Annotated in this window: 15 protein-coding genes; 2 read left to right on the forward strand and 13 right to left on the reverse strand. The window is 63.3% G+C overall.

What is annotated here, in order from left to right:
* Window positions 1–44 precede the first annotated feature (44 nt).
* Window positions 45–932, reverse strand: coding sequence for a DMT family transporter (locus A4R29_RS09470; RefSeq protein ID WP_063171785.1), 888 nt, complete (start codon window positions 930–932; stop codon window positions 45–47).
* 178 nt (window positions 933–1110) lie between these two features.
* Window positions 1111–2628 (reverse strand): S10 family peptidase, encoded by a 1518-nt coding sequence (locus A4R29_RS09475; RefSeq protein WP_013532536.1) that lies wholly within the window; start codon window positions 2626–2628, stop codon window positions 1111–1113.
* A gap of 217 nt (window positions 2629–2845) precedes the next feature.
* On the opposite strand from A4R29_RS09475, the gene A4R29_RS09480 reads away from it, so the two are divergent.
* Window positions 2846–3595, forward strand: a complete 750-nt coding sequence (locus A4R29_RS09480; RefSeq protein WP_063171786.1) for a helix-turn-helix transcriptional regulator — start codon at window positions 2846–2848, stop codon at window positions 3593–3595.
* Between the two features lie 109 nt (window positions 3596–3704).
* Here A4R29_RS09480 and A4R29_RS09485 read toward each other — a convergent pair whose 3' ends face one another.
* Together A4R29_RS09485 and aguA are read right to left on the reverse strand one after the other, a co-directional pair.
* Window positions 3705–4799: a polyamine ABC transporter substrate-binding protein gene (locus A4R29_RS09485; protein ID WP_013532534.1), complete on the reverse strand. Its 1095-nt coding sequence runs from the start codon at window positions 4797–4799 to the stop codon at window positions 3705–3707.
* Window positions 4800–4844: 45 nt separating this feature from the next.
* Window positions 4845–5951 (reverse strand): agmatine deiminase, encoded by a 1107-nt coding sequence (gene aguA, locus A4R29_RS09490; RefSeq protein WP_063171787.1) that lies wholly within the window; start codon window positions 5949–5951, stop codon window positions 4845–4847.
* A 200-nt stretch (window positions 5952–6151) separates the two neighbouring features.
* Here aguA and A4R29_RS09495 point away from each other — a divergent pair, with 200 nt between their 5' ends.
* On the forward strand, window positions 6152–6658 hold the full coding sequence (locus A4R29_RS09495) for an OsmC family protein (RefSeq protein ID WP_027162698.1): 507 nt from the start codon (window positions 6152–6154) through the stop codon (window positions 6656–6658).
* A 3-nt stretch (window positions 6659–6661) separates the two neighbouring features.
* Here A4R29_RS09495 and A4R29_RS09500 read toward each other — a convergent pair whose 3' ends face one another.
* From A4R29_RS09500 to A4R29_RS09540, 9 genes are all read right to left on the reverse strand, one after another.
* On the reverse strand, window positions 6662–6883 hold the full coding sequence (locus tag A4R29_RS09500) for a hypothetical protein (RefSeq protein WP_013532531.1): 222 nt from the start codon (window positions 6881–6883) through the stop codon (window positions 6662–6664).
* Between the two features lie 168 nt (window positions 6884–7051).
* Window positions 7052–7681, reverse strand: a complete 630-nt coding sequence (locus A4R29_RS09505) for a hypothetical protein (protein ID WP_013532530.1) — start codon at window positions 7679–7681, stop codon at window positions 7052–7054.
* A gap of 133 nt (window positions 7682–7814) precedes the next feature.
* Window positions 7815–8555, reverse strand: coding sequence for an SDR family NAD(P)-dependent oxidoreductase (locus tag A4R29_RS09510; RefSeq protein WP_063171788.1), 741 nt, complete (start codon window positions 8553–8555; stop codon window positions 7815–7817).
* A gap of 43 nt (window positions 8556–8598) precedes the next feature.
* Entirely contained in the window at window positions 8599–10068 is a 1470-nt protein-coding gene (gene purF / locus A4R29_RS09515) for an amidophosphoribosyltransferase (protein ID WP_013532528.1), read from the reverse strand.
* 105 nt (window positions 10069–10173) lie between these two features.
* Complete coding sequence (locus tag A4R29_RS09520; RefSeq protein ID WP_063171789.1) at window positions 10174–10842, reverse strand: CvpA family protein; 669 nt, start codon at window positions 10840–10842, stop codon at window positions 10174–10176.
* A 63-nt stretch (window positions 10843–10905) separates the two neighbouring features.
* Complete coding sequence (radA, locus tag A4R29_RS09525) at window positions 10906–12309, reverse strand: DNA repair protein RadA (RefSeq protein ID WP_013532526.1); 1404 nt, start codon at window positions 12307–12309, stop codon at window positions 10906–10908.
* 222 nt (window positions 12310–12531) lie between these two features.
* Window positions 12532–14022, reverse strand: a complete 1491-nt coding sequence (locus A4R29_RS09530; protein ID WP_013532525.1) for a replicative DNA helicase — start codon at window positions 14020–14022, stop codon at window positions 12532–12534.
* 220 nt (window positions 14023–14242) lie between these two features.
* The gene (locus A4R29_RS09535) at window positions 14243–15220 is read right to left on the reverse strand and encodes a small ribosomal subunit Rsm22 family protein (RefSeq protein WP_063171790.1); all 978 of its coding nucleotides are present in this window, start codon (window positions 15218–15220) and stop codon (window positions 14243–14245) included.
* Window position 15221: 1 nt separating this feature from the next.
* Complete coding sequence (locus tag A4R29_RS09540) at window positions 15222–15545, reverse strand: YnfA family protein (protein WP_013532523.1); 324 nt, start codon at window positions 15543–15545, stop codon at window positions 15222–15224.
* Between the last annotated feature and the right edge of the window lie 38 nt (window positions 15546–15583).

A 15583-nucleotide genomic window follows, 5' to 3' on the forward strand; every position in this document is an offset into this window, starting at 1 on the left:
GCTTGGTCCTGACATCGTAGCGTCAGCAATCATGGCCATGCACATCATAGCCGTTTGCGGAAATGCTCGGTGCCGACGATCAGCAGGCCGGCGGCGACGATCAGCGCAGCGCCCAGGAAAACTTCGCGGCGCGGCACGTCGCCCCAGATCGCAAAGCCGAGTGCGAATGCCCACAATAGCGAGGTGTATTCCAGCGGCCCGAGAACCGAGGCCGGCGTGCGCTTCATGCCTTCGAAGAGAAGATACTGCGCCAGGCCGCCGAGTGCGCCGACGCTGGCAAGCAGCAGCAGCTGGGTCCAGTCGGGTGTCCGCCACCAAAGCAACGCCGGCACCGCCGAAAACAGCAGGAAATAGAAATTGTTGAGCAGGAGCTGGATCATCGAGCGCTCGGCAAGGGCGGTCCTGCGCAAGAGCACGATGGCGATGCCCCACAAGAAGGCGGCCGCCAGCACCAGCAGCACCGGCACGGACAGGCCGAGATGGGTCGGATCGCAAGCGATGAACACGCCGGCAAAGCCGATCAGCACCGCCAGCCAGCGCAGCATCGGCACTTTTTCGCCGAGCAGGAACACCGAAAGCACGGTGACGATGATCGGGGCCGCGTAATAAACGGTGGTCAGTTCGGCGAGCTGCAGGCTGCGCGCGGCGTTGTAGTAGCAGAGCCACGCAGCAAGCGTGAAGGCACTGCGCACCAGCATCGGCCGCACGATCGGCGAGCGCATCGTGTCGGCAAACAGCTGTCGTCCGCCGATCGCCGCGCACGCGCCCAGAATGGTGATGCTGCGGAAGAACATGATCTGCCAGACGCTCATGCCGACGACCAGCAGCTTGATCGAAGCATCCTGTGTCGAAAACAGCAGATAGGCCGCACCGGTCAGCAGGATGCCTGCAAGAACCCGCTCGCGTGTTTCGAGAATGGCGATATCGGCCATAAGGCGCGTGGGACCAAATTTGCCGGAGCGGCAGAAATGCTGTGAGGAGCGACACAAGGGAGCCGTGAATTCAACTCCCTTGGTACCAAGCTATACGGGCGAAAACCCCTGCGGCGCTACGCCAGTCCGGTGCTTATATTGGGGCACGGGTCCATGGCGAGCTGCACTGTCGCCAAGCCTACTGCGTCGCCTGATAAAGCTCCGAAGCGGCTTCTTTCAGCGCGCGCCGGCCGTCGGACCTGAAATACATCATGTGCCCGCCCTCGACGACATCGAGACGGATGGGCTTGGCATTGGCGAGCGACGGGATCTGGCTCACCAGGTAGCGCGAGGCGAGGTAAGGTGTCACCAGATCGGTGTAGCCGTTAACGATCACGACGCCGAGCGAAGGGTTCAGCGAGCGTGCGCGCTGCAGATCGTCCATCACCCCGGCATAGCCTTGCCGCGAGGCGCCGGTCCCGTAATCCCAATTGTGGCTGATTTCGCCATTGAGCAGCCGATAGCTGACATCGGTGCGAAAATGCAGTTCGTCGCTGATATAGCCGACGAATGCCGACGTCAGCGCCGGCACGCTGCGGTCGAGCACCGGATCCGGGCCGGCGATGCGGGCGCTCTCGGGCGCGATGTCGGCCGTGCCGATCGTGGCGTCATAGGGGCTGAGCACCTTGCCGCTGGCGCGGGCGAACTCCCTTGCGAACAGGCCGGTGGGGATGCGGGCGGAGTTCCGCTGCACCAGGTCGAGCGGCAGGCCGGTGATGTCAGCCACGCGTTGGCTGGCCAGCCGCCTGCCTTGCTCCAGTCCGCTGGTGATTGCCGTGAGGTAATCGCCCATCGCATAATGTTCGACGTCTGCCAGCTTCTCCCGCAACGCGTCGCCGCTGACGCCTTCGGCGCGCAGGCGCACCGCCGCCAGTGAAGGCAGTTCGAGTGCCCAATGCAGCGGCTCGAATTCGTCGGGCTGCACCAGCGTGAACTCCAGCGCCGGGGAGATCAGCACGATGCCGTTCGGACTGATGCCGATATCTTCCTGCAACGTCCTGGCGAGCAGCGCTGCGCGGAACCCGCCATAGCTTTCGCCGGCGAGGAACAGTGGCGACCCGGTGCGGCCGTTCTGCGCGAGATAGAGCCGGATGAAGGCGCCTATCGAGCTGGCATCCTGGTTTACGCCCCAGAAATCGCGCGTGTCCTGACCCGGTGCCTCGCGGCTATAGCCTGTTCCCACCGGATCGACGAAGACGAGATCGGTCATGTCGAGCCAGCTGTCCGGATTGTCGATCAGTCTTTGCGGTGACGGCAGGAATTCGCCGTCGGCTCCCGTCGCGATTATCCGTGGACCGAGTGCGCCGATATGCAGATAGGCGGACGCTGCTCCAGGGCCGCCGTTGAACACGAAGGTGATCGGCCGCTGCTGGTCTTTGGCCCCGCTTGCCGGCGGCTCCAGTGTGTAGGCGACGTAGAAGATCTCCGCCGTGACGTCGCCCTTGCCCGATAGCAGCGACAGGGTCGCCGCCTTTGCCTGGTAATCCAGCTTGCGCCCGGCTAGCGTGATCGAATGGTTGGTGGTCTGCGGCGGCGGCAGCAGGGATAGCACGCCGCCCGAGGGCGCTGGCCGCTCCGCCGTTTCAGCCAGGACGGGCTGCGCCAGGACGGCGAGCATCGGCAGGATAAGGCAGATCAGTTTCAATTTGACCGGCATGATGGCTCCGCGACAACGACTCCCGCATAGGTATGGCCGAGAGGGTCGAAGTCAAAGGAAATGGCTGATTTGAACTTGCAACGGCTTGCGCTAGAGCCGGATGATTTCAGGTCGATCGACCTGAAATCTGAATCCGGCTCTAAATCAAACAGAGGGAGCATGATGCCGTCCGAAAACCGCTTCACACTTTTCGGCATCATGCCTAGTATGAATTGGAATGCAGTCGAACCTTTCCCTCGATCAGTTTGGGCGCTGGAGCGGCGGTGTCGCCGCTGCGGCCGTTGCCGTGACACCCGAAGAATTGTCGGCTCGCTTCACGGCAGCGGCGAGCGAGTTGCTTGGCTCCGACCGCGCCTATGTCGGCTTTTACAGTCGCGACATCACATCCCTGACCATCGACGATGCCGGTCCCGATCGCTGGAACCGCGACTACGATGCACGACTGTATCGCCAGGATCCCTTCTTCCAGAGGTTCGCCAGCACAAGGCAGGATTTCCTGTTGCCGCTGTCGGCACTCCGCAATGGCGACTTCCAGCGCACTCCCTACTATCGCGAATTCTTCGGCCCTTCCGACAGTTTCGACGAGATCACCGGCGTGTTCAATCTCGACCGGCTGACCGCTGGCTATGTCACTTTTCTCAGGCGAAACGGGGCAGAACCGTTTGGCGAGCAGGATCTGGCGACGGCTTGCGCGGCAAGCAGCGCGACAAGGCTCATTTTGGAAAGATTGCTCCATCTGTGCCGCTTCCGGCACAAGGGCGCCGCAATCGGTGACGCTCGCTCGCGGCTGAGCAGGCGCGAGACCGAGATTGCACGACATCTGGTCGATGGTGGCAACGCCAAGACGATTTCGCGATGCCTCGCCATCTCGCCCGGGACCGTCCGCAACCACATCAAGCAGATCTATCGCAAGCTCGGCGTGCACTCCCAGGTCGAGTTGCTGGCGGCCATCCGCGAAGCCGCTTGAGCCTGACGGCTTCCGCCCGGCTCTGTCTTTTTGCTTTGACGCAATTCCCAAGGGAAAGCGCTACGCGCTTTTCCCGGGAAAACCGCTGCGCACTTTTCCTGGAATTGCTCTATTGTCCCGTCACGATGCGCGTCCACATGCGGTTTTGTGATCGCAGCAGCTTTGGGTCGTTGTTGTCCACCACGAACAGCTTGGCCTTCACGGCATCAGGCGGAAAGACGCCGGGATCGCTGGCTATGGCCTTGTCCATCAGCGGCAGGGACTCCGGTATCGCATTGGCGTAGGAGACATAGCTGGAATTGGCCGCGGCGATATCGGGCCGCAGATTGAAGTTGATCCAGGCCTGGGCGTTGTCGGGATGCGGCGCATCTTTCGGTACCGCCATCGTATCGAAGTTGATGAGCGTGCCTTCTTTGGGGATGGAATAGGCGATCTCCAGCTTCTTCACGGATTCCGCCGCACGGGTCCTTGCCTGGAGTATGTCGCCCGACCAGCCCAACACCACACAGATGTCACCGTTGGCGAGGTCGTTGATGTATTTCGACGAATGGAAATAGCGGATGTAGGGCCGCACCTTGACCAGCAGGTCCTCGACCTTGGCGAGGTCGTCGGGACTGGTCGATTTGGGGTTGATGTGAAGGTAGTTCATCGCCATCGGGATGACTTCAGCCGGCGCATCGATGATAGCTACACCGCAATCGGACAGCTTCTTGACCACATCGACGTCGAAGACCATGGCGAAGGAATCTGTCGGCCCGTCCGGCAGCCGCTGCTTCACCGCAGCGACGTTGTAGCCAATGCCGTCGGTGACCGCCATATAGGGCACTGCATGCAGGTTCTGCGGGTCGGCGCCGGCGATCAGCGCGAGGGCTTGCGGATCGATCTTCGAGTGGTTGGCAAGCTTCGATTTGTCGAGTTCCAGGAAAGCCCCTGCTTTGACCTGGTTCTTGAGGAACGGATAGGCTGAAGGGTAGACCACGTCATATCCGGAGCCGCCGGTGAGCAGCTTGGTCTCAAGCACCTCGTTGCCGTCATAGACGTCGTAACGAACCTTGATTCCCGTTTCCTTCTCGAATTTCTCGGCCGTGTCCGGCGCGATGTAGTCGGACCAGTTGTAGACGTTGACGATCTTTTCCTCGTCCGCCGAAGCCGCATTTGCGCAGACGCCGCAGGCAAGCAGGGTTGAGAAGATCAGAGCGCGCATGAATGTCCTCCGTTTTCGCTATGTGTTCTCGGCATGCTCCGTCCCTCAACGTCGTTGCGGGGCATAGACCGGCAAGGTGATGCAGGCGACATTGCCGCCGCCCAGCAGGATCTCTCGCGAGTTTTCGATGCCGACTATCCGGTGGTCGGGAAACAGCTTGGCCAGCGTCCGCTTGGCCTTCACATCGAGATCGCAGCCGAACTGCGGTACCACCACGACGCTGTTGCCCGGATAGTAGTTGATGTAGCTCGCCGCGATCCGGTTTCCGGCCGGTCGCGCCCAGGTCGAATCCAGCCGGTCCACGCTGTCGCTTTCTTCCGGCGTCATCTCGATCGGCATGGGGTGGGGCAGCCGGTGAACTTCCAGCGCGCGGCCCTTCGCATCACGAGCCGAACGCAGCACCTCTTCGGCTTCGCGCACGATATCGTATTGCGGGTCTTCCCGATTGTCGGTCCAGCTCAGCACGACCACACCGGGGCGCACGAAGCAGCAAACGTCGTCGACATGGCCGTCGGTCTCGTCGAAGGCAAAGCCGCGTGGCAGCCAGATGACGGTGTCGACACCGAGATAGTCGCCAAGCTGGCGCTCCACCTCGGCCTTGCCGAGATGAGCGTTGCGATTTCGGTTGAGCAGGCATTGCTCCGTCGTGATGAGCGTGCCCTGACCGTCGCACTGCAACCCGCCACCCTCGGCGATCAGAGGTGCGCGGTAGCGATCCATGTTCTCGATTTCGAGCACTTTTTGCGCCGCAAGGTCATCCAGGTCCCATGGCGAATAGAGGCCGCCGTCAAAACCGCCATAGGCGTTGAAGATCCAATCGACGCCACGCACGTCGCCTTGATCGTTGACGACGAAATTGGGACCGCTGTCGCGCAGCCAGGAATCGTTGGTGGACATTTCCACGACGCGCACATGACCGGGCAATCGCGCTCGGGCATTCTGCCACTGGCGAGCAGAAGCCGCCACCGTCACCGGCTCGCTTTGCGCGATCGCCGCGGCGACATCGGCGAACAGTTTTTGCGCGGGCTTGGCGCCGAGGCGCCAGGTGTCCGGCCGCTCCGGCCAGATCATCCAGCAGCCTGACTTGGGTTCGAATTCGCCGGGCGCGCGAAACCCATCCTGTTTCGGCCTTGTCGAGAGGGTTCGAGGCATCGGGGACCGCCGGGAAATGGAGTGATGACTTGCCCGGATCAGACGTTTTTGGGACCTTGTCCGTCAATGTCCCATTTGGGATATCGGTGTAGGCGGCTGGCACCTGTTGCGGAATGGCATTGCCTTCCCAAGGTGATCGGCGCAAATCTTGACCGGACGGCGCATGCCGGTGACGCAAGCAGTCGACGAAAGGGGAAAGCGTGGATGCGACCGAACTGAAGGCCATGCAGGCGCCGCTGAAGCAGGCGTATCGTGACGACGCTTCGCAGGCCATGATCACGCTTCGCGCCAAGGGCTCGATCGACGACCAGTCGGTTGCCTGCAAGGTGGAGACGGGCAGGGCGCTCGCCATCGCCGGCCTGCATCCGGCAACAGGCGGCTCAGGCCTTGAGCTCTGCTCGGGCGACATGCTGCTGGAGGCGTTGGTCGCCTGCGCTGGGGTGACGCTGAAGGCGGTGGCGACGGCGCTCGAGTTCAAACTCGGCGCCGCCACGGTGGAGGCTGAAGGCGATCTCGATTTTCGCGGCACGCTCGGTGTCGCCAAGGATGCGCCGGTCGGCTTTCGCGCCATCCGGCTCAATTTCAACCTCGACACCGATGAGCCGCAGGAGCGGATAGACTCGCTGCTGAAGCTGACCGAGCGTTATTGCGTGGTATTCCAGACCATCAGCCAGAAGCCGGAACTGACGGTCAGCGCCCGCCGCTGACGCCTACTGTGCTGACGGTTCTTCGGCGTCACCCTCGTCGGTGAAGGGCGAGGCGCTCGGCACGCATTGCACCGACCAGCCGGCCGGTGTCGGCTGCTTCTGATATTCGGTGATGGCGGCGGTGCATTGTTCGCGCTTGTCGAAGGTGCTGGGCAGCACGACCATGCCGCCTTGCGGACCGGCGATTACCAGATACCAGACCAACGCTGCTGCGGTCGTAGCCATGGGGATTTCCTTGTTCTGCCAGTTGGGCGCTTGTTGTGGGAGTCGCGGTGACCCTACCAACTCCAAGGAAATGACGAAAGCATGACCGCGGCACAGCTTCCCGCCGCCAAATCACAGCCGCGTGATGTGACGGCGGGTTTCCCAGCCCGATTTCGAAGCGCAATCGGCTCAGTTGGTGGCAAAACAATAGAACAAGCCATCGCCCCCGGTGCCCTTCAGCGCCTCTTGGCTGCAGCCGCCGCGCGAGGCGTGCGAGGAATTCCAGGATTTGGCGGCTGCCGAATCGTCGAGGCCGGTACGGTCGTGATGGCCCATCATCGCGGCGCCTTCCGCCCCGCTCATCGTCCAGTCGCCGCAGGTCTGGTCGGCGATCTTGGTGCCGTCGGGCTTGGAGCCGGTCAGCACGTCGTGGCGGTTCGGCGTGTCACCGCGGCCGTTGACCACTTCGCCTTTCTCGTTGAGCGCCGTCTGCTTGGTGATGCCGTTGGCATCGCTGTGTAACGAGGCGACGTCGTCAGCGATCTTGACGCCCTTGGCGTTCACCCACGGCCCCTTGCCGATACGGTCGCGGGCGTCGGTGTCGCTGGTCGACAGATAGGCGGCCCAACTCTTGCCGGTGACGCCGGCGGCTTCCGCCAGCGATGCGCAATGCGCGTCAGCACCCTTGAGGCCGCCGAGGTCGGCACCCTTGCCGGAACCGACACTGGTGACGAAGAAGCTCATCTTGGCATCTTGCGAGTAAGCGGCGCCCGCGGCTGCGATCAGGATGGCCGCGGTGGCGAGAAGCAGTTTGCGCATGGTGGTTCCTCCGGTTTGGGCTTCGACTACGTCGAAGAAACGTTTCCGGAGGCCTGTTTAATCCCTACGCATGTCGCTTAAAAGTGCGCAGCGGTTTTTGGGAAACCGACATGCGTCAAAAAAAGGCTCAAGTTTATTCCGGCTGCCTATAGGCGACGAAGCGATTGTGCTTGGCCTGGAAGATCAATCCGGTCTCTTTCAGGTCCGGGCTGGCCAGCGGCACGATCCGCTTGGCGATCTCGGAGGGATGCGGCAACGTCTCGGGATCTTCGCCCGGCACTGCCTGGGCACGCATGGCGGTGCGGGTGGCGCCGGGGTCAGCGGCGTTCACCCTGAGCGGCAGGCTCTGCGCCTCATGCGCCCAGGAGCGCATCATCGTCTCCACCGCGGCCTTGGATGCCGCGTAGGGTGCCCAGAAGGCGCGCGCCGAGTGCGCGGCGTTGGAAGACAGGATGATCGCGCGGCCAGCATCGGAGAGCCGCAGCAGAGGGTCGACCGAGCGGATCAGCCGCCAGGTCGAGGTGACGTTGATGGTCATCACCTTCTCGAAGGTTTTTGCTTCGACATGACCGATCGGCGAAATGACGCCGAGAACGCCGGCATTGGCGACGAGAATGTCGAGCTTGCCCCAGCGTTCGTGGATGGCGCCGCCCAGGCGGTCGATGCCGGCCATGTCGGCGAGGTCGAGCGGCACCAGTGTCGCCTGGCCGCCGGCCGCCTTGATCTGGTCGTCGAGCTCTTCCAGCCCGCCGACAGTACGAGCCACCGCAATGACATGCGCGCCGGCGGCAGCCAATTCCTTGGCAATGAAATAGCCGATGCCGCGCGAGGCGCCGGTGACAACCGCAACGCGGCCGGAAAGGTCGAGGGTCATGCGATGGATTCCGGGAATTGACTAACGCTGATGGCGGTCCGGCCTACGTCCCGCTTGTCGCCAGCAGCGACAGCGTGCGCACATTGTCGTGGCCTTCGAAGTCGAGCAGGCGGGTCGGGTACTGGCCGGTGAAGCAGGCATCGCAGAATTGCGGCTGGTCGTTGTCGCGGCTGGCCTCGCCGACCGCGCGGTAGAGCCCGTCAATGGTGAGGAAGCCAAGCGAATCGACGCGAATGAACTCGGCCATCTCCTCGATCGACATGCGCGATGCCAGGAGCTTCGATTTCTCCGGCGTGTCGACACCGTAGAAGCAGGAGGCGCGTGTCGGCGGTGAGGCGATGCGCATATGCACCTCCTTGGCGCCGGCGTCGCGCACCATCTGCACGATCTTTTGGCTGGTGGTGCCGCGCACGATGCTGTCGTCGACCAGCACCACGCGCTTGCCTTCGATCATGCGTCGGTTGGCATTGTGCTTCAGCTTGACGCCCATGTGGCGGATCGAATCGCCCGGCTGGATGAAGGTGCGGCCGACATAATGATTGCGGATGATGCCGAGCTCGAAGGGAATGCCGGCCGCCTGGCTGAAGCCGATCGCCGCCGGCGTGCCCGAGTCCGGCACCGGCACGACGATGTCGGCCTCGACCGGGCTTTCGACCGCCAGCTCGGCGCCGATACGCTTGCGCACCTCATAGACGTTGCGGCCTTCGACCGAGGAATCCGGCCGCGCGAAATAGACATATTCGAAGATGCAGAAGCGGGTCTTCTGCGGCTCGAAGGGGAACAGGCTCTCGATGCCCTTGGACGTGACGACGACCATCTCGCCGGGCTTCAGGTCGCGCACGAAACGCGCACCGATGATGTCGAGCGCGCAGGTTTCGGAGGCCAGGATCCAGGCGCCGTCGAGATCGCCCAGCACCAGCGGCCGGATGCCGAGCGGATCGCGGCAGCCGATCATCTTCTTGGCCGTCATCGCCACCAGGGAGAAAGCGCCCTCGACCTGCCGCACCGCATCGATGAAACGCGAGTTCAAATCGCGCTCCTTGCTGGTGGCGACGAGGTGCAAAAGCGTCTCGGTATCGGAGGTGGAGGAGAAGATCGCGCCTTGCTTCTGCAGCGCGCGCTGCACGGTCATGGCGTTGGTCAGATTGCCGTTGTGGGCGACGGCGAAACCGCCATCGGCCAATTCGGCGAAAAAGGGCTGGATGTTGCGCATGCCGGCGCCGCCCGTGGTGGCGTAGCGCGTATGGCCAATGGCGCGGTTGCCTTGCAGGCTGTCGATGACGCGCTGCTTGGTGAAGGTGTCGCCGATCAGGCCGACATGGCGTTCGACATGGAACTGGCTGCCGTCATAGGAAACGATGCCGGCCGCTTCTTGGCCGCGATGCTGCAGCGCATGCAGGCCCAATGTAACGATGGCCGCAGCGTCCTGCCGACCGAAAATGCCGAACACACCGCATTCGTCGTGGAAATGGTCGTCGGCCTCGGCGGAAAGCACGTCGTCTGCGTCTGCCATCTTAAGCTCCGCTAAAATCGCCATATAATGCGGGTTCGCGCCGAAAGCAACGCGGGCCGTGCAGTCGTTCACACCATCGTCAGATCCTGACGCCGTTTTTCGGCGTCAGTTTGCCGGTGCCGCCGGTGCCGGAGCGGCCGGGGCGTTGTTCGCCGGTGGTGTTGCGTCATTGTCGTCAGGCGCCGGCGCGTTGGTATCGTCGCCGCCCGCCGGAGCATCCGCCGCCGGTGCGTCCGGAGCAGCTGGCGTCTCGGCGGCCGGCTGATTCGGATTGAGCTTCTTGAGGATCGCGTTTTCCGGATCCTCGGGCAGCAGGCTTTCGAGCTTGGCGCCGATTTGTTCGAGCAGCGGCCGCGATTTGGCTTCCGTGACCCAGGCTGGCGCCTTGGCGCCGGCCAGCCAGTTGAAGAACAGCAGGGCGACGGCAACGACCAGGATGCCGCGCGCGGCGCCGTAAAGGAAACCTAGCGTCCGGTCGAGTGCGCCGATCCGGGAATCGATGATCCAGTCGGCGAGCTTCATCGTGATGACCGAGACGACGATCAGCGCGATGATGAAAACCACGCCGGCGGCGGCCGCCATGGCCACCTTTTCATTCTCGATGTAGGGAGCGAGGTAAGGCACGACCGGCTTGTAGAAGAAGAACGCCGCCGCTGCCGCCGCTGCCCAGGAGACGACGGACAGGACTTCGCGCGAGAAGCCGCGAACCATGGCGAGCATCGCCGAAACCAGAGTGAAGCCGACGAGAATTCCGTCAAGCAGCGTAATCGGCATGTCTTTCGCCCCACTCCATGAGCCGCATTATAGCGCCGAACATCGGGCTCTGGGTCCGATGCTCTAGTCTTCTTCGTCCACGCGGCTTCGGCGTGAGCCGGCTATGCGTGCCACGAGGTCGGCAAGCTCGGTCGGCTGGAAAGAACCGGCCCCGATCCCCCCGGCCAGTTCCCCGCTGCCCGAGGGCAGAACCGCGCTTCCAAAACCCAGCTTTTCGGCTTCCTTGAGGCGCTGTTGCGCATGCGCAACCGGCCTCACGGCGCCCGAAAGGCTGATTTCGCCGAAATAGACGCAATCGGCGGGAAGGGCAAGACCGGTGAGCGAGGAAACCAGGGCGGCCGCCACTGCGAGATCTGCCGCGGGCTCCGAAATCCGGTAGCCGCCGGCGACATTGAGATAGACATCATGGCTGCCGAATCGCACCCCGCAATGGGCTTCGAGAACCGCCAGGATCATCGACAGCCGTGCGCCGTCCCAGCCTACGACGGCGCGGCGCGGCGTGCCGAGCGAGGAGGGTGCGACCAGTGCCTGGATCTCGACCAGCACCGGCCTTGTCCCCTCCATGCCGGCGAAAACCGCCGCCCCCGGCGATTTGGCATGGCGTTCGCCAAGAAAAAGCTCGGACGGATTGGCGACCTCGCGCAGGCCCTTGTCCGACATTTCGAAGACGCCGATCTCGTCGGTCGGTCCAAAACGGTTCTTCACCGTGCGCAGGATGCGGTAGTGGTGGCCGCCTTCGCCTTCGAAGTAGAGCACGGCGTCGACCATGTGCTCGACGACGCGCGGCCCGGCAATCTGGCCTTCCTTGGTGACATGGCCGACCAGTACGATCGCCGCACCCGTGGATTTCGCATAGCGGATCATCGCCTGGGCGGCGGCGCGCACCTGGGTGACGGTTCCGGGCGCCGAATCGGCAAGGTCGGTCCACAGCGTCTGGATCGAATCCAGGATGACGAGGTCAGGCCGCTTGCCGTCGGCGATCGTCGCCAGGATGTCCTCGACATTGGTCTCGGCGGCAAGTTCCACCGGAGAGGAGGCGACGCCAAGCCGCTGCGCCCGCAGCCTGATCTGCGCGACCGCCTCTTCGCCCGAGACATAGACGATGCGGTGGCCTTTTGATGCCAGCGCCGCGGCCGCCTGGGTGAGCAGCGTCGACTTGCCGATGCCGGGATCGCCGCCGACCAGCAGCGCCGAGCCGCGCACGAAACCGCCGCCGGTGGCGCGATCGAGTTCGCCAATGCCCGAGATGATGCGTGGCGCGTCCTCGATATCGCCGGACAGCGTGGTCAGCACCACGGCGCGTCCCTTGCGGGCGTTGCGCGTGTTGGCTGGTCCTGAGCCGATGCCGCCGGACGTGCCTTCCTCGACCAGCGTGTTCCACTCGCCACAGGCATCGCATTTGCCGGCCCAGCGCTGATGCACCGATCCGCAGCTTTGGCAGATGAATTGGACGCGCGATTTGGCCATTAGATGGAAGCCACGCCGTGACAGGCTGGCGGGGCAGCGCCCCCCTTTGGCCTGCCGGCCATCTCCCCCTCCAGGGGGGAGATTTGCAGCTTCAGCGCTTGCGCCTTCTTTTCAACGCCAAAAATTGGCGAAAGGATCGATGACATCCGATCTCCCCCCTTGAGGGGGAGATGTCCGGCAGGACAGAGGGGGGCGCCAAGGAATGGGACCTGTCTCAATAGGTCACTCGAACCTTTCCGGCAGATGATGCTCCTCGGCGAGGTCGGAGAAGCGGGTGAACTCGCCCTGGAAGGCAAGGCTGACGGTGCCGGTCGGTCCATGGCGCTGCTTGGCTATGATCACTTCGGCCTTGCCCTGGACCTCGATCATCTTCGTCTCCCAGGCGAGATGCTCGGGCGTGCCTTTCTCCGGCTCCTTGTTCTTGATGTAATATTCCTCGCGGTACACGAACAGCACGACGTCGGCGTCCTGCTCGATCGAGCCCGATTCGCGCAGGTCGGACAGCTGCGGATGTTTGTCGTCGCGGCTTTCGACCTGACGCGAGAGCTGTGAGAGCGCGATGATCGGCACGCCCAACTCCTTGCCGAGCGCCTTCAGTCCGGTGGTGATCTCGGTGATTTCCTGGACGCGGTTCTGCGACGCCTTGGCAGATGAACCCTGCATCAGCTGGATATAGTCGATGACCATCAGGTCCAGCCCGCGCTGGCGCTTGAGGCGGCGGGCGCGCGCCGCGAGCTGGGCGATCGAGATACCACCCGTCTGGTCGATGTAGAGCGGGCGCTTGTGGTTCTCCTGCGTGTAGGCGACAAGCTTGCCGAAATCGGCTTCCGTCAAATCGCCGCGCCGGATTTTCGATGATGGAATCTCGGTCTGCTCGGAGATGATGCGGGTGGCCAGCTGCTCCGACGACATTTCAAGCGAGAAGAAGCCGACGACGCCGCCATTGGCCGCCTTGACGGAGCCGTCGGCCTGTTGGGCAGGCTCATAGGCGGCAGCGATGTTGTAGGCGATGTTGGTGGCCAGCGACGTCTTGCCCATGCCTGGGCGGCCGGCGATGATGATCAAATCCGAAGGCTGCAGGCCACCCATGCGATGGTCGAGATCGCGCAGGCCGGTGGCAATGCCGGACAGGTGGCCATCGCGCATATAGGCCGCGCTGGCCATGTCGACGGCATTCTTCAGCGCATCGGAAAAGCTTTCGAAACCGCCATCGTAGCGGCCGTTTTCGGCCAGTTCGAACAGCCGCCGCTCGGCATCCTCGATCTGTTCGCCGGGTGCCATGTCGACCGGCGCGTCATAGGCGATGTTGACCATGTCTTCGCCGACGGTGATCAGCGCGCGGCGCGTCGCAAGGTCATAGATGGCGCGGCCATAGTCGGTGGCGTTGACGACGGTCACAGCCTCGACCGCCAGCCGCACGACATATTGCGCCATCGTCATGTCGCCGACCTTCTCGTCGGCCGGCAGGAAGGTTTTCAGCGTGATCGGCGTCGCCACCTTGCCCATACGGATGAACTCGGACGCCACCTCATAGATCTTGCGGTGCAGCGGCTCGTAGAAATGGCTGGCCTTGAGGAAGTCAGAGACGCGGTAGAAGGCGTCGTTGTTGACGAGGATAGCGCCGAGCAACGCCTGCTCGGCCTCGATGTTGTTTGGCGCTTCACGATAAAGCGGTGTTTCCGCGACGCCGAATTTTCGCGCTGCCTCTGCCATGATATCCCCGATTTCAATCCCGGCCTTTCGATATCAGAACGTGATGAGTCGGTGCTGACCTTTCTGCATCACTACCCAACCAAAGAACCTTGATGCCCGTTGTTCACAGGAACAACCAATCGTCCACAGGAGAGTATTCGCGTGCCCCGATTCCGGTTGACTCGACAGGGCGTGGATCTCTATCTGACTCGTCGGAACAAAGCAAGAACAATGGCACTGTTCATTTTGCGATGTTGTCCAGCCTGTCGCCCCAGTCCAATCGCCGGGCCAACTTGAAGTCGGCGCCGTCGCGCTTGGTGAACAAGCGCTCGGTGGCGGTGCCGTCGTCCTGGCAAAGCTTGAGCAGAACCTTGCCGGAGCCGGATTTCGGTGGCGCAAGAACTCGTGCCTGGTGTGATGTGGGGCCGTCGCGAGAAGCCGCGACGTAGATGAATTTCTCGTCTTCCCACGGCACGTCGGCATCCTTGGCCAGCCGATGCAGGCGCGAGCGGGCGACGCGGCGGGAAAAATGGCACCAGTCGGGCTGGACCAGCGGGCAGGGCGCCTGATGCGCGCAAGGCGCAAGCACATGCGCGCCCGCCTCGATCAGCTGCCGGCGCACGGCAAGGATGCGCTGCCAGCCGGCGGGGGTGCCCGGCTCGACGATCAGGAGCGTGTCGCCAGTGAGTTGCCAGAGCCGGTCAATGAGTTTCGGCAGCGATGCCGGCGCGATTTCATCGAGCACATAAGCGCACGTGACCAGATCGGCCGGCTCGATGTCAGCAAGGTCGATGGTGGCATCACCGGCCAGCCATCTGGTCTGGGCGGCAATAGTGTTGCCGGCAAGCGTCTCGCCGACCTTACGCACGGCGGCACTGGCTTCGAACAACACCGCCTGTTCGAGATCGGGCCACAGATCGGTCGCGGCCCAAAGCACCGTGCCAGGGCCGGCGCCGACATCGAGCAAGGTCCTGGGCTGAAAGGCAGGCTTGGCGTCGCTCAGCGCGTCGAGGCTGGCACGGATCGCGGCATAGGTTGCCGGCAGCCGCGTCGCCAGATAGGCCTTCACCGCCAGATCCTCGGCCATGTGCAGACGGCCGTCGCGCAACTCGGCGCGGTAGCGGTCGGACAGCGTCTTTGCCGCTTGCTTGAGTACCGCCAGCGGAACGTTTTCGAGCAGACGCTCGACACCTTGGCGAAGGGAGGCAGGCAACTCCATCTCAAGCGCCCCGCGGGACGAGAAGGATCACCGAAGCACCGGCAATGCAGAGCGCGGCACCGGCAAGATCCCAGCGGTCGGGGCGAACGCCTTCAACCAGCCACAGCCAGCCAAGCGACGCCACGATGTAGATGCCGCCATAGGCGGCGTAGGCGCGACCGGCGGCTGACGTGTCGACCAGCGCCAGCAGGAAGCCGAACAGGGCAAGCGAGGCGAGGCCGGGAAGCAGCCAAAGCGGCGACTTCTCCAGCCGCCACCAGGCCCAGAATGAAAAGCAGCCGGCGATCTCGGCCAGAGCGGCGGCGGCATAGAGGACAAAGGTCATGAAAAAGGTCCCGCGACGGTCACGGGACCTTTTTCAGT

Origin of the sequence: Mesorhizobium ciceri biovar biserrulae (genome assembly GCF_001618845.1) — a bacterium.
In the GTDB taxonomy this organism is placed as follows: domain Bacteria; phylum Pseudomonadota; class Alphaproteobacteria; order Rhizobiales; family Rhizobiaceae; genus Mesorhizobium; species Mesorhizobium ciceri.

Coding starts and splice junctions, on each gene's coding strand:
- A4R29_RS09470 (WP_063171785.1), bottom strand. CDS start 932: ATGGCCGATATCGCCATTCTCGAAACACGCGAGCGGGTTCTTGCAGGC.
- A4R29_RS09475 (WP_013532536.1), bottom strand. CDS start 2,628: ATGCCGGTCAAATTGAAACTGATCTGCCTTATCCTGCCGATGCTCGCC.
- A4R29_RS09480 (WP_063171786.1), top strand. CDS start 2,846: ATGCAGTCGAACCTTTCCCTCGATCAGTTTGGGCGCTGGAGCGGCGGT.
- A4R29_RS09485 (WP_013532534.1), bottom strand. CDS start 4,799: ATGCGCGCTCTGATCTTCTCAACCCTGCTTGCCTGCGGCGTCTGCGCA.
- aguA (WP_063171787.1), bottom strand. CDS start 5,951: ATGCCTCGAACCCTCTCGACAAGGCCGAAACAGGATGGGTTTCGCGCG.
- A4R29_RS09500 (WP_013532531.1), bottom strand. CDS start 6,883: ATGGCTACGACCGCAGCAGCGTTGGTCTGGTATCTGGTAATCGCCGGT.
- A4R29_RS09505 (WP_013532530.1), bottom strand. CDS start 7,681: ATGCGCAAACTGCTTCTCGCCACCGCGGCCATCCTGATCGCAGCCGCG.
- A4R29_RS09510 (WP_063171788.1), bottom strand. CDS start 8,555: ATGACCCTCGACCTTTCCGGCCGCGTTGCGGTTGTCACCGGCGCCTCG.
- purF (WP_013532528.1), bottom strand. CDS start 10,068: ATGGCAGACGCAGACGACGTGCTTTCCGCCGAGGCCGACGACCATTTC.
- A4R29_RS09520 (WP_063171789.1), bottom strand. CDS start 10,842: ATGCCGATTACGCTGCTTGACGGAATTCTCGTCGGCTTCACTCTGGTT.
- radA (WP_013532526.1), bottom strand. CDS start 12,309: ATGGCCAAATCGCGCGTCCAATTCATCTGCCAAAGCTGCGGATCGGTG.
- A4R29_RS09530 (WP_013532525.1), bottom strand. CDS start 14,022: ATGGCAGAGGCAGCGCGAAAATTCGGCGTCGCGGAAACACCGCTTTAT.
- A4R29_RS09535 (WP_063171790.1), bottom strand. CDS start 15,220: ATGGAGTTGCCTGCCTCCCTTCGCCAAGGTGTCGAGCGTCTGCTCGAA.
- A4R29_RS09540 (WP_013532523.1), bottom strand. CDS start 15,545: ATGACCTTTGTCCTCTATGCCGCCGCCGCTCTGGCCGAGATCGCCGGC.